The sequence below is a fragment of the Kribbella sp. ALI-6-A genome (genome assembly GCF_001984195.1).
In the GTDB taxonomy this organism is placed as follows: domain Bacteria; phylum Actinomycetota; class Actinomycetes; order Propionibacteriales; family Kribbellaceae; genus Kribbella.
This window is the reverse complement of the sequence record NZ_MTQN01000010.1, coordinates 600,693-620,473: the sequence shown is the minus strand read 5'-3', so window position 1 is coordinate 620,473 and position 19,781 is coordinate 600,693. Positions and strand designations below refer to the sequence as shown.

At 70.5% G+C, this 19,781-nt stretch carries 19 protein-coding genes; 9 read left to right on the top strand and 10 right to left on the bottom strand.

All coding sequences use genetic code 11. From position 1 onward, the window contains the following. The 3 genes from BWI15_RS17315 to BWI15_RS17305 are packed head-to-tail and all read left to right on the top strand — an operon-like array spanning position 1 to position 2,764. Entirely contained in the window at positions 1 to 717 is a 717-nt protein-coding gene (locus BWI15_RS17315; RefSeq protein WP_077015429.1) for a KpsF/GutQ family sugar-phosphate isomerase, read from the top strand. Further along, positions 714 to 1,700: a ribokinase gene (locus tag BWI15_RS17310; RefSeq protein WP_077015428.1), complete on the top strand. Its 987-nt coding sequence runs from the start codon at positions 714 to 716 to the stop codon at positions 1,698 to 1,700. The genes BWI15_RS17315 and BWI15_RS17310 overlap by 4 nt, the downstream gene beginning before the upstream one ends. Positions 1,701 to 1,708: 8 nt before the next feature. Then, positions 1,709 to 2,764: a LacI family DNA-binding transcriptional regulator gene (locus tag BWI15_RS17305; protein ID WP_077015427.1), complete on the top strand. Its 1,056-nt coding sequence runs from the start codon at positions 1,709 to 1,711 to the stop codon at positions 2,762 to 2,764. Here the strand turns inward: BWI15_RS17305 and BWI15_RS17300 are convergent. From BWI15_RS17300 to BWI15_RS17290, 3 genes are read right to left on the bottom strand one after another with little or no spacing between them, the layout of a single operon-like run. Then, positions 2,730 to 3,944, bottom strand: coding sequence for an MFS transporter (locus BWI15_RS17300; protein ID WP_077015426.1), 1,215 nt, complete (start codon positions 3,942 to 3,944; stop codon positions 2,730 to 2,732). The genes BWI15_RS17305 and BWI15_RS17300 overlap by 35 nt on opposite strands. Positions 3,945 to 3,996: 52 nt before the next feature. After that, positions 3,997 to 4,890 carry an NAD-dependent dehydratase gene (locus tag BWI15_RS17295; protein ID WP_077015425.1) on the bottom strand — a complete coding sequence of 298 codons (894 nt, stop codon included), beginning with the start codon at positions 4,888 to 4,890 and terminating at the stop codon, positions 3,997 to 3,999. After that, positions 4,887 to 5,753: a phosphotransferase family protein gene (locus BWI15_RS17290; protein WP_077016044.1), complete on the bottom strand. Its 867-nt coding sequence runs from the start codon at positions 5,751 to 5,753 to the stop codon at positions 4,887 to 4,889. Before BWI15_RS17290 ends, BWI15_RS17295 begins: the two co-directional genes overlap by 4 nt. A 98-nt stretch (positions 5,754 to 5,851) precedes the next feature. On the opposite strand from BWI15_RS17290, the gene dapD reads away from it, so the two are divergent. The 3 genes from dapD to BWI15_RS17275 all read left to right on the top strand — a co-directional run bounded on the left by dapD (position 5,852) and on the right by BWI15_RS17275 (position 8,281). Then, complete coding sequence (dapD, locus tag BWI15_RS17285; RefSeq protein WP_077015424.1) at positions 5,852 to 6,790, top strand: 2,3,4,5-tetrahydropyridine-2,6-dicarboxylate N-succinyltransferase; 939 nt, start codon at positions 5,852 to 5,854, stop codon at positions 6,788 to 6,790. Between the two features lie 139 nt (positions 6,791 to 6,929). Next, positions 6,930 to 7,907, top strand: a complete 978-nt coding sequence (locus tag BWI15_RS17280; RefSeq protein WP_077015423.1) for a hypothetical protein — start codon at positions 6,930 to 6,932, stop codon at positions 7,905 to 7,907. Positions 7,908 to 7,969: 62 nt separating this feature from the next. Next, positions 7,970 to 8,281 (top strand): hypothetical protein, encoded by a 312-nt coding sequence (locus tag BWI15_RS17275; RefSeq protein WP_143465652.1) that lies wholly within the window; start codon positions 7,970 to 7,972, stop codon positions 8,279 to 8,281. Between the two features lie 117 nt (positions 8,282 to 8,398). Here BWI15_RS17275 and fdxA read toward each other — a convergent pair whose 3' ends face one another. Further along, the gene (gene fdxA / locus BWI15_RS17270; protein ID WP_012923087.1) at positions 8,399 to 8,725 is read right to left on the bottom strand and encodes a ferredoxin; all 327 of its coding nucleotides are present in this window, start codon (positions 8,723 to 8,725) and stop codon (positions 8,399 to 8,401) included. A 116-nt stretch (positions 8,726 to 8,841) separates the two neighbouring features. Between fdxA and BWI15_RS17265 the strand changes: the two genes are divergently transcribed. After that, the gene (locus tag BWI15_RS17265) at positions 8,842 to 9,771 is read left to right on the top strand and encodes a GNAT family N-acetyltransferase (RefSeq protein ID WP_083750827.1); all 930 of its coding nucleotides are present in this window, start codon (positions 8,842 to 8,844) and stop codon (positions 9,769 to 9,771) included. Here the strand turns inward: BWI15_RS17265 and BWI15_RS17260 are convergent. Next, the gene (locus BWI15_RS17260; protein ID WP_237771317.1) at positions 9,753 to 11,120 is read right to left on the bottom strand and encodes an MFS transporter; all 1,368 of its coding nucleotides are present in this window, start codon (positions 11,118 to 11,120) and stop codon (positions 9,753 to 9,755) included. The genes BWI15_RS17265 and BWI15_RS17260 overlap by 19 nt on opposite strands. 91 nt (positions 11,121 to 11,211) lie before the next feature. Here BWI15_RS17260 and BWI15_RS17255 point away from each other — a divergent pair, with 91 nt between their 5' ends. Beyond that, on the top strand, positions 11,212 to 11,649 hold the full coding sequence (locus BWI15_RS17255; protein ID WP_077015420.1) for a type II toxin-antitoxin system PemK/MazF family toxin: 438 nt from the start codon (positions 11,212 to 11,214) through the stop codon (positions 11,647 to 11,649). Positions 11,650 to 11,713: 64 nt separating this feature from the next. On the opposite strand, the gene BWI15_RS17250 is transcribed toward BWI15_RS17255, so the two are convergent. From BWI15_RS17250 to BWI15_RS17235, 4 genes are all read right to left on the bottom strand, one after another. Further along, complete coding sequence (locus BWI15_RS17250) at positions 11,714 to 13,492, bottom strand: VanW family protein (RefSeq protein ID WP_077015419.1); 1,779 nt, start codon at positions 13,490 to 13,492, stop codon at positions 11,714 to 11,716. Positions 13,493 to 13,587: 95 nt separating this feature from the next. Further along, the gene (locus BWI15_RS17245) at positions 13,588 to 14,097 is read right to left on the bottom strand and encodes a flavin reductase family protein (protein WP_077016042.1); all 510 of its coding nucleotides are present in this window, start codon (positions 14,095 to 14,097) and stop codon (positions 13,588 to 13,590) included. A 60-nt stretch (positions 14,098 to 14,157) separates the two neighbouring features. After that, positions 14,158 to 15,069, bottom strand: coding sequence for an N-acetyl-1-D-myo-inositol-2-amino-2-deoxy-alpha-D-glucopyranoside deacetylase (gene mshB / locus BWI15_RS17240; RefSeq protein WP_077015418.1), 912 nt, complete (start codon positions 15,067 to 15,069; stop codon positions 14,158 to 14,160). 101 nt (positions 15,070 to 15,170) lie between these two features. Beyond that, positions 15,171 to 15,467, bottom strand: a complete 297-nt coding sequence (locus BWI15_RS17235; RefSeq protein ID WP_083750826.1) for a response regulator transcription factor — start codon at positions 15,465 to 15,467, stop codon at positions 15,171 to 15,173. Positions 15,468 to 15,570: 103 nt separating this feature from the next. Here BWI15_RS17235 and BWI15_RS17230 point away from each other — a divergent pair, with 103 nt between their 5' ends. Continuing rightward, a complete protein-coding gene (locus BWI15_RS17230) occupies positions 15,571 to 17,955 on the top strand; it encodes an XRE family transcriptional regulator (RefSeq protein ID WP_237771316.1) in 2,385 nt (794 codons plus the stop codon). A gap of 84 nt (positions 17,956 to 18,039) precedes the next feature. On the opposite strand, the gene BWI15_RS17225 is transcribed toward BWI15_RS17230, so the two are convergent. After that, positions 18,040 to 19,746 carry an ABC transporter substrate-binding protein gene (locus BWI15_RS17225; protein WP_077015415.1) on the bottom strand — a complete coding sequence of 569 codons (1,707 nt, stop codon included), beginning with the start codon at positions 19,744 to 19,746 and terminating at the stop codon, positions 18,040 to 18,042. Positions 19,747 to 19,781: the final 35 nt, after the last annotated feature.

The following is a 19,781-nucleotide window of genomic DNA, read 5'->3' as shown; positions in this document are numbered from 1 at the left end:
GTGCCGAACCGTGCGGACCGCCCCACCGCCGAGCGGCAGCAGCTCGCCGACGAGGATCCGGGGGTCGCCCAGGTCGCGACCGCCGGCGCGAACAGCGCCGAACTCCCCCGGGACCTGGTCACCCGGGGGCTGGCCGCGGCGCGCAGCGCGATCGAGACGGAGGCCGCCGCCGTCTCCGCCTTGGCGGACCGGCTGGACGGAGTGTTCCTCGACGTACTGACCGCGGTCGCTGCCTGCGAAGGGCATCTGGTCGTCACCGGGCTCGGCAAGTCCGGGCTGGTCGGTCGCAAGATCGCCGCGACGCTGGCCTCGACCGGGACCCCGGCCACGTTCATCCACGCCGGCGACGCGCTGCACGGCGACTCCGGTGCGGTGACCCCGCGCGATCTGGTGCTGGCGTTGTCGGCGTCGGGCGAAACGGCTGAAGTGTGCGCGTTCGCCCGAATGCTGTCCGAGCGGCAGATCCCGGTGATCGCGATGACCGGCAACGAGGAGTCGACGCTGGCGCGACTGTCGACGTACACACTGGACACGATGGTGCTGCGCGAGGCCGACCCGCTGAACCTGGCGCCGACCGCCTCGACCACCGCCGCGCTGGTGATGGGCGACGCGCTCGCGTGCGCGCTCGTCGTCCTGCGGGAGTTCACCCACCACGACTTCGCCCGGTTCCATCCCTCGGGCGCACTCGGCCGGCGGCTGCTGGGCGGTGAGGCATGAGCCGGTACGACGTGTGCGTGCTCGGCTCGTTCATGAAGGACCTGGTCGCCAGTGCCGAGCGCCGGCCGTTGCCGGGTGAGACGTTGCACGGCACGGGGTTCGCGGAGTTCCTCGGCGGCAAGGGCGTGAACCAGGCGATCGCGGCGGCCCGGATGGGTGCGCGGACGGCGATCGTGGGGACGATCGGCGACGACCGGTACGGCGAGGAGTTCCTGGACCTGCTGGCGGCCGACGGCGTCGACGTCGATCGGGTGATCCGGCATCCCGAGCTCGGCACCGGGGTCGGGCTGCCGCTGGTGCTGCCGGACGGGAGCAACTCGATCATCATCGTGTCCCGCGCGAACGCGGCGATCACCCCGGCCGACATCGAGGCGGCCGGCGACGTACTGGCCGGCAGCCGGGTGCTGAGCGTGCAACTCGAACTCCCGGTCGAGGCGAGCCGCGCTGCCCTCCGGCTCGCCTCGGCCGCGGGCGTCACCACGATCCTGACCCCGGCACCGGTCGGGCCGGTCGATCCGTCGCTCACGGCGTACGTCGACATCCTGGTGCCGAACGAGGTGGAAGCCGCCGCGCTGACCGGGCTGGACTGCGACGACGAGTCGCAGGTCCCGATGATCGCGCGCAAGCTGGCCGACGAGTGGGAGCTGCGCGGATGCGTGGTGACGCTGGGATCGCGCGGCGCCTATGTGCTGGACCGTGAAGCCGGGGTCGAACTCCGCGTGCCGCCGCATCGCGTCGCCACCGTGGACACCGTCGGAGCGGGCGACGCCTTCTGCGGCTCACTCGCGGCGTCGCTGGCCGAGGGCGCTTCGCTGACGGACGCCGTACGGCTGGCGAATGCTTGTGGCGCACTGTCCACGACACTGAACGGAGCCGCCGCTTCGGCGCCGGACCGGGCGTCGGCTCTGGCCCTGCTGGCCGCGTCGTCCGACGCGGCGGAGATCGATTCGCAGACGGTCGCCGCTGCGCCGCCTCAGGCGTGAGACCCTAGATGCCGTCCAGACGGCAGCTACGGATTGAGCGGCGGGGAGCGAGTATGACGACGATCTACGACGTCGCGCGTAGATCGGGCGTGTCTCCGGCCACCGTGTCCCGGGTGCTGAGCGGACGGCGCAACGTGGACCCCGAGCTGTCGGAGAAGGTCCGCGCCGCCGTCGCCGAGCTCGGCTACCGGCCCAACGGCGTCGCGCGGAACCTGCGCCGGGCCAGCACGAACCTGTGGGCCGTGGTGATCTCCGACATCGAGAACCCGTTCTTCACCTCGCTGGTGCGCGGACTCGAGGACGTCGCACAGACCGAGGGCTACCACGTCGTGCTGTGCAACTCCGACGAGGACCCGGCCAAGGAAGCGGCGTACGCGGCGGCGGTGCTGACCGAGCAGATGGCCGGCGTGGTGATCTCGCCGACGTCGACCGCCGAGGGCGTGCAGCAACTGGCCGAGGCGAAAACTCCGCTGGTGCTGATCGACCGCCGGGTCGAGGGCGTCGAGGCCGACACCGTTCTGGTCGACAACGAGCACGGCGCCGCCGAGGGCGTGAAGCATCTGATCGACGGCGGCTACCAGCGGATCGCCTGCATCACCGGCCCCCGGCGCGTCAGCACGGCGATGGACCGGCTCGCCGGTTACCGCGCGGCGCTGCGCGGCGGCGGCATCCGGTACGACAAGGACCTGGTCCGGCACGCCGACTTCCGCGAGGCCGGCGGCTACGCCGCGATGGAAAGCCTGCTGGAACTGCCCGAACCACCCGAGGCGCTGTTCGTCACCAACAACCTGATGACCGTCGGCGCCCTGGAGTGCCTGGCCAAGAAGGGCCTGCGCGCCCCCGACGACATCGCCGTCGTCGGCTTCGACGACATCCCCTGGGCCGACCTCGTCGTCCCCAGCCTCACCACCGTCGCCCAGCCGACGTACGAACTGGGCCGCACCGCCGGCCTCCTGCTCAAGGACCGCATCGCCGCTCCCGGCCGCCCGCCGTCCACCGTGACCCTGCGCACCGAACTCCACATCCGCGCTACGTCGGCCCCGAAGAAGCCCCAGAAGAAGTAGCCCGCTTCGCGTGCCGTGGGTCGAAGGTGGGGACCCAGCGGGCGAGCCAGGTGCTGCCGGTGAGGGTGAGGGCGCCGAGGGTGAGGCTCGCGGCGGCCAGGGGGAAGGCGAGGGTGATGGCGCCGATCAGGATCGGGCCGATGACGCTGCCGAACTCGGCGCAGAAGGTCCAGCCGGCCAGGAACTGGGCGCGGTGGCCGGGTGGGGCGGCGTCCGCGCCGAGGGTTTTCACGATGCCGGAGCCGAGGCCGTTGCCGACGGCCATCAGGAGGCCGACGGCGAGGAGGCCGGCGAAGGTGGTGGAGATGGGCAGGGTGAGCATGCCCAGGCCCAGGAGGACGGTGGCGGGGACGGCGATCCAGACTCGGCCGAGGCGGTCCATCACGACGCCGGCGGGGTAGAAGAGCAGCATTTCGATGCCGTTGGTGATGCCGAAGACGATCGAGGTGTCGGTGGCCGACAGGCCCAGATGCTCGCCCCACAAGGGGATCAGGCTGGTGCGGGCAGCGCGGGCGACGGCGATGACGAAGACGCCGGTGCCGAGGGTGAGGAACGTCCGACGGTGATCCCAGAGGACTTGCTTTAGGGAGAGGCGCTCGACCTGCAGCGGGGCGTGCGCGCCTTGCGGTTCGCCCGCGGTGAGCAGGACGACGACCGCGCCGACCGAGCCCGCGACGCCGACGCCGTACGCGCCGGTCATGCCCCAGTGGTGACCGGCGAACGCGCCGAGGAACGGGCCGACGAACAGGCCGATCCGACTGACGCCGCCGAGCGTGGACAGGGCGCGGGCCCGCAGTTCGACCGGGACGACTTCGGTGACGTACGACTGACGGGCCAGGCTGAAGACGGCGCCGGCCAGACCCGCGACGAGCAGGGCGAAGCCGAGCAACCACGGCGTACGGACGACCATGGCGGCGCACCAGGCGAGCGCGCTGACGACGGCGGCGACCAGGAGGGCACGGCGTTCACCGATCCGTACGACGAGCGCGCCGGCCGGCAGCGAGCCGGCGAACTGCCCGATGCCGAGCACACCGACCAGGAACGCCGCGAAGCCGACCGACGCCCCCAGCTGCAGCGCCGACAACGCGACGACGGGCAGCACCGCGCCCTGGCCGACGGCGTTGAGCACGGTCGGCCCGAACGCCGGGACCGCGATCCGCCAGAGGCTGAAGCCCGGCATGACCCTCCTCGAAGTATCTCGACATCAAGATACACGAGGCCGAGAGAGTTCGTCAGTGCGGAGGCGGCGGTGGCGTGTGGCCGGCGCGGATCCACCGGACGCAGTCGAGAGCGCTCACCGCCGCCGGCCGGACCTGCAACCCGGCGGCGAGGGCCCGGCCGTTGGCGAGCTGGAAGGTCCCGTCGTTCGAGCCGTCGTGGGACAGGTGGAAGCGATCCACCTCCGGCTCCCAGTCCACCGCCAACTCACCCGGTACGACGGACCGCCACGCCTCCAGCAGGTCCCGCATCGTCCACGTCTCGCTGACCGCGGTGAACGGCCCGGCCAGCCGCTTCGCCGTGACCAGGAGCAGGAAGTCGGCCAGGTCGCGCGCGTCGAGCCACTGGATCGGCTGTCCGGGTCGCGCCGCGCATTCCAGGGTCCCGCCCGTCGCGAGCGCCTGGCCCCAGTTGCCGAAGTCGGGGTTGTACGGGCCGACGACGAAGCCGGAGCGGATCGCGGCGGTGCGTTCGCCGTACAGGTCGGTCAGGAGTTGTTCGCAGCGAACCTTCGACGGGCCGTAGAGGTCCATCGTGAACTCGTCCTCGGGCGCGTTCGACGGCCAGGGCAACAATTCGGCGTCCTCGGTCTGCCCGGGCGTACGCCGGTCGGCGTAGACGGCGATCGAGGACATGAACGTGTAATGGCCGACCCGGTCGCGCAGGATCTCGGCGCTGCGGCGGACGTCGCGGACCAGGAAGCCGGACATGTCGATCACGCCGTCCCACTCCCCGCGCGCCAGGGCGGCGGGATCGGCTCGCTCGCCGACGATCCGCTCGACCTCGGGGAAGAGCTCCGGCGCGGTCAGGCCGCGGTTGAACAGCGTGACCTGATGACCGTCGCGCAAGGCCGCTTCGACGACGTGGCGGCCGAGATTCTTGGTTCCGCCGAGCACGAGCAGCTTCACGGGAGCTGGTCCAGCAGGCCGCCGAGTTCCTCGAGCAGCGGATCGATCCAGTCCTTCGACGAGGGCACGGTGTGCACGCCTTCCTCGATCACCCAGGCCAGGGCGCGCAGGCTGAAACCACAGCCGCCGATCAGCACCTGGCGCTCGACCAGGTCGCGGTCCGCGCCGGCCGCGTCGCAGTACCGGGTGACGAGCAGGTCACGATCGTGGCCGAAGGCAACGGCTTCGCGGATCAGCGTGTAGAGGTCGGGCAGCTGCGGGGCCAGGTAGGTCAGCGGCCAGTCGATCGCGGTCCAGCGGGTGCCGTCGGTGACCAGGTTCTTGCCGACGTAGTCGCCGTGCACCACGCGTGGCCGGACCGTGCGATGCAGCTCGGCCAGCGCCGGCCGCAACCGCCGCTCCACCTTCTGCCCGAATCCCTCCGCAGCTCGTGACGCGACCCGGGCCGCCAGTTCCGACAACCGGTCCGCGCCGAACTCGCTGTCCCCCTCGACCTCGACCGCGCGGATCCGCGCCAGCAGTTCGGTCGCCGCCAGGTAACCGTCCAGGCTCGGCTCCTGCTCCAGCGTCACCCGGCCGACGTCGGCCAGCACCAGCAGCACCGCGCCGTCCAGCCGGACCAGCTCGAACAGCTCCGGCGCCGGCAGCCGCAACGGCCGCACGATCCGCTCGTACGCCGTGCCCTCGGTGCTCTGCGCGTCGCTCCCCCGCTTGACGATCACGCTGCGCAGCCCGTACGACAGGCGCCAGACCTCCGACGATCCCCAGCGTCGCAGCACCTCCGCGCCGAGCTCGTCCCGCGCCGGGGCCCCGGTCGCCTTCAGCACGGCCGGTTCGACGGCCTCGATCCACACCGGCAGCACGCCAACTCCCTTCCACTCAGCCAGCCAGTAGACCACCTGGTGTCCGCATCTCGCGCACCAATTAGAACCCGTCCGCGCCGTCTGGCAGGCTTTGCGGCATGACTGAGACTGCCGCGCACGCCTGGGGCTTCGGCCTCGCCACCGTCACCGAGTCCGGATCGGTGCTCGACGTCTGGTACCCGGCCCCCGCACTGGGCGCCGCGCCGGAAGACGTGAAGGCGCCGGCTGAGCTGATCGCTGCCGAGGGCAACGACGATCTGCGCAAGGTCCGCCGGGAGGTGGTCAAGGCCGAGATCGCGCTGGACACCGCCCCGGCCGGTACGGCGGACGCCTACCTGCGGCTGCACCTGCTCTCGCACCGGCTGGTCCGCCCGCACGGCGTGAACCTGGACGGCATCTTCGCCGCCCTGCCGAACAACGCCTGGACGTCGCACGGCCCGGTCCCGGTCGACCAGGTCGAGCAGGTCCGGCTGCGCGCGCGGGCCGCCGGGCTGCACCTGTCGGTGACCAGTGTCGACAAGTTCCCGCGGATGACCGACTACGTCGTACCGTCCGGGGTCCGGATCGGTGACGCGGACCGGGTCCGCCTGGGCGCGCACCTGGCCGAGGGCACGACCGTGATGCACGAGGGCTTCGTCAACTTCAACGCCGGCACGCTCGGCACCTCGATGGTGGAGGGCCGGATCGTGGCCGGGGTCGTGGTCGACGACGGCAGCGACATCGGGGCCGGCGCGTCGATCATGGGCACGCTGTCCGGCGGCGGCAAGCAGGTCGTCTCGATCGGCAAGCGCTGCCTGCTCGGCGCCAACGGCGGCATCGGCATCTCGCTCGGCGACGACTGCGTGGTCGAGGCCGGACTGTACGTGACGGCCGGCACCAAGGTGACGCTGCCGGACGGCAGCGTGGTCAAGGCGCGTGAGCTGTCCGGCCAGCCGGGACTGCTCTACCTGCGCAACTCCGTCACCGGTGCCGTCGAGGCGCGGCCGCGGCAGGGTGAGGGCATCACGCTCAACGAGGCCCTGCACGCCAACGCGTGATCCTCCTTTCTGACGATTCTCCTCCGTCGAACGTCGGACTGCCCCGGTCGGCCGCCAACCAACCGGGGCCGTCGCACGTCAACCAGTTCGTGACCCACCATCTGGAACCTGCACCGGTCCCCCGCACGTTGGGACCGTTATGCCGGTGAATCGTGGAGTGATCGTCGCTGTCGGGGCGATCGGTGCGCTCGCGCTGGCCGTCGGCGCGGCGATCTCCTGGGTCGGCGGGCAGGGCATCGGGCCGCTGATCCCGCCGCGGGAGCAGTGCGAGGCGACGGTGAACGGGACCACGGTCACGCTCGACCTCGAACAGGCGCAGTGGGCCGCGGTGATCACCGGCGTCGCCGTACGGCGTGGTCTGCCGCCGCGCGCGGCCACGATCGCGCTGGCCACGGCGTACCAGGAGTCCGGGCTGCGCAACGTGGCCCACGGCGACCGGGACTCGCTGGGCTTGTTCCAGCAGCGGCCCTCGATGGGCTGGGGCACGCCCGCGCAGGTCCAGGACCCGCACTACGCGGCCTCGAAGTTCTACGACGCGCTGGTGAAGATCAAGAACTACCAGCAGCTCGCGGTGACGGTCGCCGCCGACCGGGTCCAGCGCAGCGCCTTCCCGAACGCGTACGCCGACCACGAGGCCGACGCGCGGATCCTGGCCTCGGCGCTGACCGGCCAGTCGAAGGCGGCGTTCAGCTGCACGCTCGACAATCCGAGCGGCGCGCTGGAGACGATCGGTGGGAACGGTCTGACCCCGCGGGCCGAGGCGGTGCGCAGGGACCTGGCCAAGACGTTCGGCAGGCTGTCCACCGGTGGGTACGCCGCCGGTGGGGTTCGCACGGGCCACATGGAGGGCTCGGCGCACTACGACGGGCGGGCGGTCGACATCTTCGTCAAGCCGATCTCGCCGGCGAACACGACCCGCGGGTGGGCGGTCGCGCAGTACCTGGTCGCGCAGGCCGATCGGCTGAAGATCAAGACCGTGATCTTCAGCGACAAGATCTGGACCGCGGGCGGACGCTCGGACAGCGGATGGCGCGACTACCAGGCACCGGACCGGCCGGGGAATCGCGACACCTTGCGGCATCTGGACCACGTGCACGTCGACGTGGTCGACGAATAGCCGGTCGAGGTGAGCTCGGCGGCGGGCGACGAGGTCTCGGCGGCGCCGAGCGGGTGGTGCCGGTGAGCCTCGCGGAGGTGTTGCGCGCGCATCCCTGGCTCGACGCGTTGCCTGACGAGCTGCTGCAGCGGTTGCACGTCGAGGAACTGCTGCCCGGGCATCCCGCGACCGAGGCGCTCGGGCCTTCCGTTGTCGCCTACTCGACCTCTGTGCCGCCGAATCCGGATCGGGTCTCGCTGTGCTCGATTCTGCGTCCGGCGCCGATCGGTGCCGAGCGGCTCAGCCGGCTGGTCGCCGCGGAGCAGCGCTGGCCGGGGATCGCGCTGGTCGAGTACGCGCCGCCTCCGCTCGCGGAAGAGCAAGCGACCCGCTGAGCCGCCCCGGGACGACGTCCGGGCCGAGCGCCGTACCGCTGAGCGCCGTACGAGCAGCCCGTGGACGCGACGAACCACCGTCCCCGAAACGGGTGACGGTGGTTCGTGAGGGACCGATTACTCGTCGTGCTCCTGCGGGGGCAGGGCCGCGATGAACGGGTGGTCCTTGTCGATCTTGCCGAGCTTCGACGCGCCGCCGGGCGAGCCGAGGTCGTTGAAGAAGTCGACGTTCGCCGTGTAGTAGTCCTTCCACTGCTCCGGCGTGTCGTCCTCGTAGTAGATCGCCTCGACCGGGCAGACCGGCTCGCACGCTCCGCAGTCGACGCACTCGTCAGGGTGGATGTAGAGCATCCGGTTGCCCTCGTAGATGCAGTCGACCGGGCACTCCTCGACGCACGCGAGGTCCTTGAGGTCAACACACGGCTGCGCGATGACGTAAGTCACTGGTACTCCTCCTATGGCCAGCAAGCGCAGCGGTCTGGGAAATGCTGCGGTGCGGTAGTGCTCGGGTTCTCTAGTATCACGGTAGTACCCCGCCCACTCTGCCAGGAGTCCGCATCGTGTCAGGCGTCAGTCCCCGTGATATCGGCCACCGTGTCGTGGTCCGCCACCGGCTGGACGGCGGCCAGGCGACCGACGTCATCGGAGTGCTGCAGTCGTACGACGCGGAGTCCCTCGTGGTCCGTCATGCCGACAGTACGCCGTACCTGATCCGCCAGACAGCGGTCGTCGCCGCCAAACCGATCCCCCCGATGCCGTTGCGCCAGGTGGACGTCGAGCAGCTCTTCCTGACCACGGCACTCGGCCGCCCGGCCGTGGAGACCCGGTACGTCGGCGAATGGCTGCTCCGGGCCTCCGGCGGCTGGACCGGCCGGGCCAATTCGGTGCTGCCCGCAGGTGATCCGGGGCTGCCGTTCAGCGACGCCGAGAAGCAGGTGGAGGCGTTCTACCAGGAGCGCGGGCTGCCGCCGCTGGCGCTGACGCGGCTGGGCAGTCCGGAGGTCGACGAGTTCCGGGGCCATGGCTGGACCGATGCGCGACCGCAGGAGGCGGACACCCTGGTGCTGCACACGACCCTGGACCACGTGAACGGCGTACCGGCGTACGAGGTGCTGGTCTCGGACCAGCCGGACGCGGAGTGGTACGAGGCGGCCTTCGAGGGCCCGGTGCCTGCTGCGGCGCCCACCGTGATGGAGGGCGCGCCGCGAGCCGCGTTCGCTTCAATAGAGCTCGACGGGCGCGTGGTGGCGGTCGGGCGTGGCTCGATGACCGGTCACTGGCTGGGTGTCGACGCTGTGCGGGTTGCGCCGGCGTACCGGCGTCGGGGGCTGGCGACGGCGGTGCTGCAAGGTCTGGCGCGCTGGGCCGGGCCCCTGGGCGGCCGGAGGACCTATCTGGAGGTCGAGGAGGAGAACGCCGGCGCCCTGGCCACCTACACCGGTCTCGGCTACGTCGAGGCCTACCGCTACCGCTACCTGACCAAGCGGTAGGACGCACCCACTCCGACCAGGCTCAGCGCCACGAAGCCCGCCAGTACGACGCTGAGCGCGTCCTGCGGGTCGGTGCTCAGGCCGGAGTAGACGGCGCCTGCCAACGCGACGCCGAAGGCTCCTGACAGCTGGGCGTTGGTCGTGACCACCCCGGACACGTCAGCGGCGTACTGCGTGGGCGCACTCGAGGTGATCCCGCTGATGAGGGTGTTGGCGCTGACGCCGAGGCCGAAGCCGCCGATCCCCAGCAGGGCGAACAGGAGCGGGCCCGACGTTCCACCGCCGAGCAGGTAGAGCAGGACAGCCAGGTAGCCCGTTCCCAGGACCGCACAGCCGAGTACCGGGAGCCAGCGGATGCCCTCGGGCAGTCGCGGCAGCAGCGGGCCGGCGATGCCGAACGCGGCGACCCAGACGACCATGGCCAGGCCCGAGTACGCCGCGCTCTTGCCGAGGCCCTGCTGGAGGTAGAGGGCCAGGACGAAGAGCAGCGCGAAGTACGAGCCGGTGGTGGCGCCGTGAGCGAGCAGGCCGGCTCGGACTCTCGGGTTGCGCAGGACCTGGCGGGCGATCAGGGGGCGGCCACCCGATGCGGCGGCGCGGCGTTCGCCGTACTCGAAGAGGGCGAGCATGGGGATGCTGAGGGCCAGGCAGATCCACGACCAGGCCGGCCAGCCGCGCTCGGAGCCGAGCAGGAGAGGGACGATCACCAGCAGGACCGTGGCGGACAGGGTGACGGCTCCCCTGGCGTCCAGCGGCTGTTTGACGCCGCGGGCGGGGTCGAGGTGGCGCAGGCCGGCGATGGTGAGGGCGATGCCGATCGGCACGTTGACCAGGAAGATCGGCCGCCAGCTGGTGCCGAAGAGGTCGGCGGAGATCAGGACGCCGCCGAGGACCTGTCCGGCGACGGCACCGCCGGACAGGGCGATCGAAAACCAGCCGAGGGCCTTCACCCGGTCTCGGCCGGCGTACGAGAGCTGGATGCCGCTGAGGACTTGCGGGACCATCAGCGCGGCTCCGGCGCCTTGGAGGAATCGGGCCACGGTCAGCGTGCGGACGTCGGGAGCGAGGCCGCACGCCAGCGAGGCGAGCGTGAAGAGCTGCAATCCGGTCAGGAAAACACGGCGACAGCCGATCGACGAGCCCAGGCGCGCGCCGGTGACCAGGAGGACGGCGAAGGCGACGACGTACGAGGAGACGACCAGGGCGGCCTCGCCCTCGGTCGCGTGCAGGTCGGCCTGGAGGGCGGGCGCGGCGATGTTGGCGACCGCCGTGTCGACGTTCGCCATGAACTGGCCGGTGAGCAGGACCGCGAGCATCGTGCCGCGGCTGTGCTGTGTGGTGGTTCGCACGGTCACCCCTTCGCTGTCTGGGGTGGAACGGGCCCGGCGGCTGGCGTGTGAGGGCAGCGGCGGTCGGCGGGCATCGCCTATCGTCGGGCGCATGGCGGACCACGTGGCCGAGCGGCCGGAGTATCCCGGGGACTACGAGGGACCCGTGCGGGTCGAGTACACGCCGCACCCGGACGACGGGGTGGCGGACCCGGGCGAGGTGGTGTGGACCTGGGTGCCGTTCGAGGAGGACCACCACCGGGGCAAGGACCGGCCGGTGCTGGTCGTCGGCGCGGACGGGCCGTACCTGCTGGCGCTGATCCTGACCAGCAAGGACCACGACCGCGACGCCGCCGACGAGGCCCGCTGGGGGCGCGTGTGGCTGGACATCGGCAGCGGACCGTGGGACAAGGACGGCCGCAACAGCGAGGTGCGGCTGGACCGGGTCCTGCGGGTGACGCCGTCAGCGGTGCGGCGCGAGGGGGCCGTCATCGGCGAGGTCCTCTTCCACCAGATCGCTGAAGAACTGCATGAGTTGCACCAAGCCTGACTCTGTCCCTGGACGGCGAAGGCCGCCTGGAGTGATCCAGGCGGCCTTCGGGTGACAGCCGAGTTCAGCTCGGCGGGCGAGTGGTGGTGGACGGCTTGGTCTGGCCCGGGGTGGGCGGGGCGTCCGGCGTGCTCGGCGGAGGCGTGGTGCCCGGCTTCGGGCCGCAGCGGATGTCGTCGGCGGCGTTGTAGTTCGTGGTGAACGACTCGGTCTTGACCCGCTGGCCGTTCTTCGAGAAGTAGCGGTAGATCTTGATGTCGAACCCACCGGTCGGCGCCTGCGGGCGGCAGCCGGGCTCCTGGCTGTAGACCAGGCCCGGGGCGCGGAAGTTGTAACGCGCGGACTGGCCCGCGGTGATGTCCCAGACCTTGGTGCCCCAGATCTTCACCGTGATGCTGCCCTGGTTGCCCGGCGTCGAGGCCGTGAACAGCGTCTGCACGAACACCCCGTGCCCGGAGTCGTTCTTGAACTTCAGGTCCACCGACGGCCAGGCCACGGTCGCCTCGCGGCCGACCGGGTACCGGTTGATGTAGACGCTGTGCGCCTTGTGCTCGACGTCCTTCAGGCCGGCGAAGAACGCCGCGTTGAACGTGGTGGTCGCCGACTGCGAGACACCGCCACCGAGGTCCAGCACGAACTTGCCACCGTTGATGATGTTGCCCTCGGTGAAGCCGTTCGCCTTGGTCCGCTCACCGACGATCTTGTTCAGGCTGAACGTCTCGTCCGGCTTGAGCAGGGTGCCGTTGATCTTGCGGGCCGCCGTGCCGATGTTGACGTTGCGGTACTCCGCGTGCGGGAACTTGGTGGTGAACTGCCCCATCACCTCCTTGATCCCGAGCGCCTGCGCCGCCTCGGTGGTCAGCTCGGCCTTGGTCTTGGCCAGGCCGACCGCCGCCTTGCGCTCGCCTTCGGGCTTGGGCAGCACCGACAGGATGGCCGGCACGACCTTGTCCCGGGCGACGATCTCGCCGTCGACCGCGGGCACCACCTGCGGCCGGCCGCCGACGATCTGGATGCCGGCGTCCTTCGGCAGCGTCTCCAGGTTCTTGAACCGCTTCTTGAACAGCGGCTCGAGCTTCTTCGCGTCCAGGCTCGGGGTGAACTTGCCGTCCTTGGCGACCAGCTTCAGCGCCGGCGCCAGCTCGGCCGGGGTCAGGTTCACGCCCTTGTCCCCGACGGTCAGCCGGATCGGCCCGGACATCGCCGGTTCGGCGTACTCCTTCATCGCCTTGCTGATCGCCTCGGTCCCGGCCTGCGGCTTGGTCACGCTGACCGGCAGGTCCTTGGGGTTGCCGTCGGAGGGGAAACCGGAGACCACGGTCTCGGTGGCCTTCGCGTTGTCGAGCTGCAGCCCGTCGGCCGGCGCGTGCTGAACGGCCTTCGCGTCCGGGAACGTGATCGTGCCCTCGGTGGCCGGGCGGTTGACCTGCTCGGCGAGCCGCTCGACGGCCGCCTTCAGCTTGCCCTCGTCCCGGGTGACCACCGGCGCGACCGCGTCACCGCCGGTCATCACCTGCCACATCCGGGCCGGGTTCAGGCTGCGGCCCGCACCGGCCTCGGCGACGGTCGCGTCCACGTCGAGGCTGAGCCCGGCGTCGCCCGGCTTCACCTGGTACGTCGAACCGCCGGCCTTGAGCTTGATCGGCACCGAGAGCCGGTCCTCGACCCCCGCCTGCAACTTCGCCTTGGCGTCGTCCTCGGACAGACCGCCGAGGTCGATCCCGAGCACCGTTGTGTTGCTCGGCACCTTGTCACCGGTCAGCGCGAACGCCACGCCGTACCCGACGACGAGCACTCCGAACCCGGCCGCGGCGATGATCCCCGCGAGCTGTTTTCTCCCCACCGGACAGAGTCCTCCTGCTCGAACCAGACGACAGACGGCCTATCGTACGCGACCGGGCACGCCGGTTCCGCCGTCGGATCTGCCCCGGGAAGCCCTTAGCTGCCCCGGAGGTCCCGGTACTGCCCCGCGTAGTAGATCAAAGCTCCGGGGTCATCGCCGGTCCCGAGGCTGAGCACCTCACCCACCACGATCGTGTGGTCGCCGCCGTCGTAGGTCGCCCAGGTCCGGCACTCCAGCCACGACAGCGCCCCGGCGATCACCGGGCAGCCGGTTTTCGGCCCGGGCACCGTGTCGATCCCGTCGAACTGGCTGTAGAGATCCCGTCCCGACCGAGCGAAACGCTCCGCCACCGCGCGATCACCGGCCGCCAGCACGGACACGGCCCAGTCACCCCGCGACAGCACCGCCTCGTGCATCCGCACGCCCTTGTCCACGCAGACCAGCACGAGCGGCGGCTCCAGCGACACCGAGGTGAACGCGTTCGCGGTCATCGCGTGCGCGACACCGCCCTGCAGCGTGCTCATGATCGTGATACCGGAGGCGAACCGCCCCAGCACCGCACGGAACTCCTCCGGCACCACACTGCGACTGGAGTCCGGGGTCACCACAGCAGCCTAAGACCCACCGGAAGCTGACGTCTCAACCCACTGTGTGGCTCCGGTCACTCACAAGCCGGCGAACAGGTCCGTTTCCACGCCGTCGGGGCCTGGGGCCGCGGTGCCCTTGACCAGGCGGTAGGCCTCGTCGCCCCAGATCTCCAGGCCGTTGTTGTTGGAGAGCGCGAAGAACGGTCCGTCGACGGTGATCTGGGTGGCGTGCGCCTTCATCGCGTTCATCTTGCGGTCCAGGTAGCCCTCGGCCGACACGACGCAGTCGATCAGGCGGTCCGGCGTGATCATCGGGGGCATCGGGCCGTCGGGGTCCATGCCCTCGAAGGTGGTGGTGTCGCCGGACTCGCGCAGGTGGCGCAGGCTCTCGCGCATCGAGGTCTCGGCGATCGCCGTCCAGTAGATCTTGGCGACGTCCCAGGCCGGGCCGAGGTCCTCGCGGTACGAGCGAGCCGCGGCCAGCGAGGCGGCGTACGTCGCGACGCGGTGGGCCTGGATGTGGTCGGGGTGGCCGTAGTTGCCCCACTCGTCGTAGGTGACCAGGACCTGCGGGCGGATCTCGCGGATGATCTGGACCAGGTCGTTGGCCGCGGTGACCAGGTCGGCCTGCCAGAAGCTGTCCGGCCGGGTGTCCGGCGGGACGGCGGCGTTGCCGGACTCGTCGTAGATCATCCCGGTGTCCCGGTACCGCCCGGGGCCGCCGAGGAAGCGGTGGTCGGTGACGCCGAGCTCCTGCATCGCGGCGGCCAGCTCACCGATCCGGTGCTGACCGAGCCCGTCGGTCTGGTCGGCGGCCAGGTGCGCCAGCTCCGGCACCAGCACCTCGCCCTCCTCACCGAGCGTGCAGGTGACCAGCGTGACGTGGGCCCCCTCGGCCACGTACTTCGCCATCGTGGCGCCGTTGTTGATCGTCTCGTCGTCGGGATGGGCGTGCACCAGCAACAGCCGGCGGTCAGCAAGGTCGCTCATGCGGTCAGCCTACGTCGGGGGCCGGACAGTTTCCGGGCGACGTAGGCCGACCGCCGGGGCCGGGCCGCCACCACCAGATCGCGACCCGTCACCGGCCGGTCTCAGCCGAAGCGGCGGACCAGCAGACACCCGGCCTGGAACCGCGACCGCGCCCCCAGCCCGGCGATCAGCGCGCTGATCTCCGACCGGACGGTACGCAGTGACAGGCCGAGCTGCCGCGCGATCGCGGCGTCCTTGGCGCCGGTCGCCATCAACCGGCCGATCGTCACCTGCCGGGTGGTCAGCTCCTTGGCCGCCGACGGTGCCTGCCGCCGCGATCCGAGCTCGTACACCTCGCAGACGACCTCCGGTGCGAAATCCTCCATTCGCACCACAGGGACAGCCTGGTAAACCGACATCCGTATCTCCTCCCCAGATCGGTCCAGCGCAGTCCATTCTTGTGCCGGTCCAGACCGCTCACCAGGTACAACCCATACAGTTCACCCATACAAAGTGCCGATCGTGAGGGGTGAGGCGAGCGTGGAGTCGCAGTTCGCGGCCCTGCTGCGCCGGCACCGTACGGCGGCCGGCCTCACGCAGGACGAGTTGTCGACGGTGTCCGGGATCAGCGTGCAGGCCATCAGCACCCTGGAGCGCGGGACCCGCAAATACCCCCAGCCGGCCACTGTCCGCGCCCTGGCGAACGCCCTGCGCCTGGACCCTGACCAGCAGGCCGCACTGGTCGCCGCGGCCTCCCGACGCGGGCAGACGGACCGCCCGGCGCCGGCAGAGCCTGCTCCCCCGGCGGTCTCGCCGCGGCAGCTGCCGTTCGCCAGTGGTGACTTCACCGGCCGAGTCCAGGAGCTGGCCGAGCTGAGCCGGTACCTGATCGACAGCCCGGGTGTGAGCGTCACTGCGATCACCGGCATGGGCGGGATCGGGAAGACCACTCTGGCCATTCACGTGGCCCACGAGGTGGCCGCTCACTTCCCGGACGGCCAGCTGTACCTGGACCTGCGTGGGTTCGGGCTGGGTCCGCCGCTGGACCCACTGGAAGCTCTCACCTATCTGCTGGAGGACCTGGGCGAGACTCCAGCCGCCGATCTCCCGACTGCCTCGGCCCGGTTCCGTACGGCGCTCGCGGAGCGTCGGCTGGTCCTCCTGCTCGACAACGCCGCCGACCACGAGCAGGTACGGCACCTGCTTCCCGGAGCGGGTGGCTGTGCCGCCGTCGTGACAAGTCGCCGCAGCATGGCAGGGCTGGGCGGTCGCCACTACCAGCTGGGCGAACCGCCCCTGCACGAGGCGATCGAGATGCTGCGCCGGATCTCCGGCCGTCCCGACGCCCCGGAGGACGAATGCGCCGAGGTCGTCCGCCAGTGCGGCGGTCTGCCCCTCGCGATCCGGATGGCCGGCGCCCGGCTGGCCTCCAGGCCGTCCTGGCCGGTCGCGCACCTGGCTGACCGGCTCGCCGACGGCAGGCGCCGGCTGGACGAGCTCCAGCTCGACGACTCCGGCGTACGGGCGACGCTGGTGCTCTCCATCGAGCAGCTGGCCGGCAGCGACGACCCGATCGACGTCCAGGCGGTCTCCATGTTCGCGCTGCTCGGTCTGGCCGAGTGCCCGAACCTGACGTCCGCACTGGCCGCATCGCTGTCGGACAGCCCCGAGCCGGAGGCCGAGATCGTGCTGGAGCGGCTGGTGGACGTCCACCTGCTGACCACTCCCGCACCGCGGGTGTACCGGCTGCACGACCTCGTACGGGTCGCCGCCCGGGAGTTCGCCGAGCACACGCTCTCCCGCGAGGACCGGCTGGCCGCGACGACGCGGTGGCTCAAGCGGATCTCGGCCGTCGTCTGGAGAGCCAGTGAGTACGCCGGCCACGGGGTCACCAGGGAGCGTTGGCTCGACCAGGAGTGGCTGAAGGGCGCTGACGACCTGCTGACCCAGGAGGACGTGCTCAGCTGGCTGGACGCCGAGCGCTCCGGTCTGGTGACCACCATCCAGCATGCGACGACCGAGCAGCCGGAGCTCGCCGTACAGGTGGCCATCGGGCTCAACACGTACTACGCCCTTCGCCGTGCGTGGCTCGACTGGCTGCAGGTCAACGAGGCCGTACTCCGGCTGGTCAGCGGCGGACCCGACCGCATCGCCGAGGGCCTCGTCCTGCACGACCTGGGGGCAGCCCACGCCGAGCTGGACCAGTACCAGCAGGCGTTGACCCCGCTGCGCCGGGCGATCGAGGCAGCGGACGCGTCCGGCGACGGCAATCTGCAGGCGCTCTGCCTGAGCAGCCTCAGCCACGTGCTCGAACGCATCGGCCGCACCGCCGACGGCATCCCGTACGCCGAACGCGCGCGTGAGATCGGCCTGCGCCTGGGCATCCCGCCGCGCGCGGCATGGGCCTGCCTGGCGCTCGGCATGCTCTACCTGAAGACCGGCGCCACCGAGACCGCCCAGCGCCACTTCGCCGAAGCCCTCGACCTCCTGGTCGAGCCCGGTCAGGAGCGCTACCGCGGCATGATCGCCCAGAACATCGGCGTCTCCTACCGCGAGGCCGGCCGGTACGACCTGGCCACCGAGAACCTCCAGCAGAGCCTGGAGCTCTACCGCCGGGCCGGAGCCACCGTGCAGCAGGCCCAGGTCCTCAACGAGCTGGGCAAGCTTCGCTTGGCCCAGGGCGATCTCGACGCCGCCGTCGCCCACCAGAGCGAAGGCCTGGCGATCGCCGGCCAGTACGGCGACTGGCTCTGCGAGGCCGATATCCGCAAGTCGCTCGGCGAGGTCCGCCATCTCCAGGGCCGGCTGCCCGAGGCCCGGCGCGAGTGGCGGATCGCCCTGTCCATCCGCGAGCAGCACAACGCGCACGGCACCGCCGAGCTGCGCGACCTGCTCGGCATCGCCTAGCTCGTCCGTCCCGGGAACGTGCCAGGGGCGGCACCGGTGGTCCGGTGCCGCCCCTGGGTTCAGCTAGTTGCTACCTGCTCGAGATCAGCCGACCTTCTTCAGGGCGATCTTGGTCAGGTCCGGCAGACCACCGATGTCGGAGTTGGCCGACGTGTTGGTGAGGTTGCCGCCGATGACGTAGATGCTGTTGTCCGCGGAGGCCGGGACCAGCGGGTACGCCGCCATGGCCTCGTCCAGAACGTCGGCCCACGCGTTGGTGGCCTCCTTCTGGTCGGCGATCTTCGGGATCTCGTTCATCTTGTCCCAGCCGATCGTCGAGCGGCCGTAGTTGTTCTGCGCTGCCTTGCCCGGAGCGGTGTTGTCCGGACCGAGCACCTTCGGAACGATCGTCGACAGCGACGGCCAGTCCGGGCACCAGCCGGCGGTGACCAGGTCGGTCGCCGACGCGTCGTTCTGCTGCGTCGAGTAGTAGTTGTCACCTGGGATCTTCTTGATGTCGACGTTGACACCGATCTTCTTCCACGCGGCCTGAGCGGCTTCCGCGGCCTTGATCGAGATGTCGGTCGCGTCGGAGGCGCCCAGCTGCAGCTTCTCGCCCTTGTAGCTCGACGCGGCCAGCGCGGCCTTCGCCTTCTCGATGTCACCGGTCGGCGGGACCTCGAGCGGGTTCTTGCGGTAACCCTCGAGGCTCTCGGGCACGATCGAGTCGACCGGCTTGTTCAGCCGCTCGCCACCACGCGCGGTGAGGTAGGCGGTCTTGTCGAACCCGTAGTACAGCGCCTCGCGCAGCTTCTGGTCCTTCAGCAGCGGCTTCTGCTGGTTGAACGCGATGTAGCGGCGGCAGGTGTCGGTACCCTCGATGATCCGGTCCTTGACGTTGGCCTGGGTCAACTTGGACAGGTTCTGCGGCTGGACCGGCGAGAAGCTCAGCGAGTTGGCGTCGGCACCGGTGCCGGCGATCAGGCGCTGGTCGACGATCGCCTCGTCGTCACCGAACTTGAACTCGAAACCGTCCGGCATCGCGGTCCGGAGCGGGTCGGTGGCCTGGTCCCAGTTGGTGTTGCGCTCCAGCACCAGCGTCTTGTTGCGGGTGTAGCTCTTGACCTTGTACGGGCCGGAGGACCACACCCGGTTGTCGTACTGGGTCTTGGTGTCCTTGGCCTGCGGCGTCGGCGCGAAGATCTTCATCGACGCGGTCATGTCGAACTCCGACACGGCCTGGTTCAGCTTGAAGACGATCGTCTTGTCGTCCGGGACCTCGATCGCGGTGCAGCCCTTGCCACCGTTGTTGCCGGCCGGCGAGTACGGACCCTTGTAGCCCTTGCAGTCCAGGTAGTCCTTGCCGTACGGCGCACCTTCGGACAGGTCGGCGGAGAACGACCGCTCGACGTTGTACTTGATGTCCTTGGTGGTGATCGGCGAGCCGTCCTCGTACTTCAGATTGTCCTTCAGCGTGAAGGTCCAGGTCTTGAAGTCGGCCGACTTCTCCCACTTGTCGGCGAGGTCACCGACCAGCTCGACCTTCTTGGTCTCGGCGTCCCAATCGAACGCGGTCAGTGTGCGGTAGAGGAGCTGACCGGCCATGCCGGTGTCAGTGACGAACGCACGGGCCGGGTCCAGGTGCTCGAAGTCCGAAGCGTGGTAGACCGTGACGATGCCACCCTTCGCCCCCTGCTCCGAGCTCTCGCCGCCGGCGCCGTCGTCGTTGTTTCCCCCGCCGCATGCCGCCAGCGTGAGGGTCAGGGCCAGACCCGTGGCGATCACGGATCCGGCGCGCTTGGCGTGTGTCATGCCATCCTTCTTTCTGTTTCCTCCATCGGGACGCC

Coding starts and splice junctions, on each gene's coding strand:
- BWI15_RS17235 (WP_083750826.1), bottom strand. CDS start 15,467: ATGTCGGTTTACCAGGCTGTCCCTGTGGTGCGAATGGAGGATTTCGCA.
- BWI15_RS17305 (WP_077015427.1), top strand. CDS start 1,709: ATGCCGTCCAGACGGCAGCTACGGATTGAGCGGCGGGGAGCGAGTATG.
- BWI15_RS17280 (WP_077015423.1), top strand. CDS start 6,930: ATGCCGGTGAATCGTGGAGTGATCGTCGCTGTCGGGGCGATCGGTGCG.
- dapD (WP_077015424.1), top strand. CDS start 5,852: ATGACTGAGACTGCCGCGCACGCCTGGGGCTTCGGCCTCGCCACCGTC.
- mshB (WP_077015418.1), bottom strand. CDS start 15,069: ATGAGCGACCTTGCTGACCGCCGGCTGTTGCTGGTGCACGCCCATCCC.
- BWI15_RS17310 (WP_077015428.1), top strand. CDS start 714: ATGAGCCGGTACGACGTGTGCGTGCTCGGCTCGTTCATGAAGGACCTG.
- BWI15_RS17300 (WP_077015426.1), bottom strand. CDS start 3,944: ATGCCGGGCTTCAGCCTCTGGCGGATCGCGGTCCCGGCGTTCGGGCCG.
- BWI15_RS17255 (WP_077015420.1), top strand. CDS start 11,212: ATGGCGGACCACGTGGCCGAGCGGCCGGAGTATCCCGGGGACTACGAG.
- BWI15_RS17225 (WP_077015415.1), bottom strand. CDS start 19,746: ATGACACACGCCAAGCGCGCCGGATCCGTGATCGCCACGGGTCTGGCC.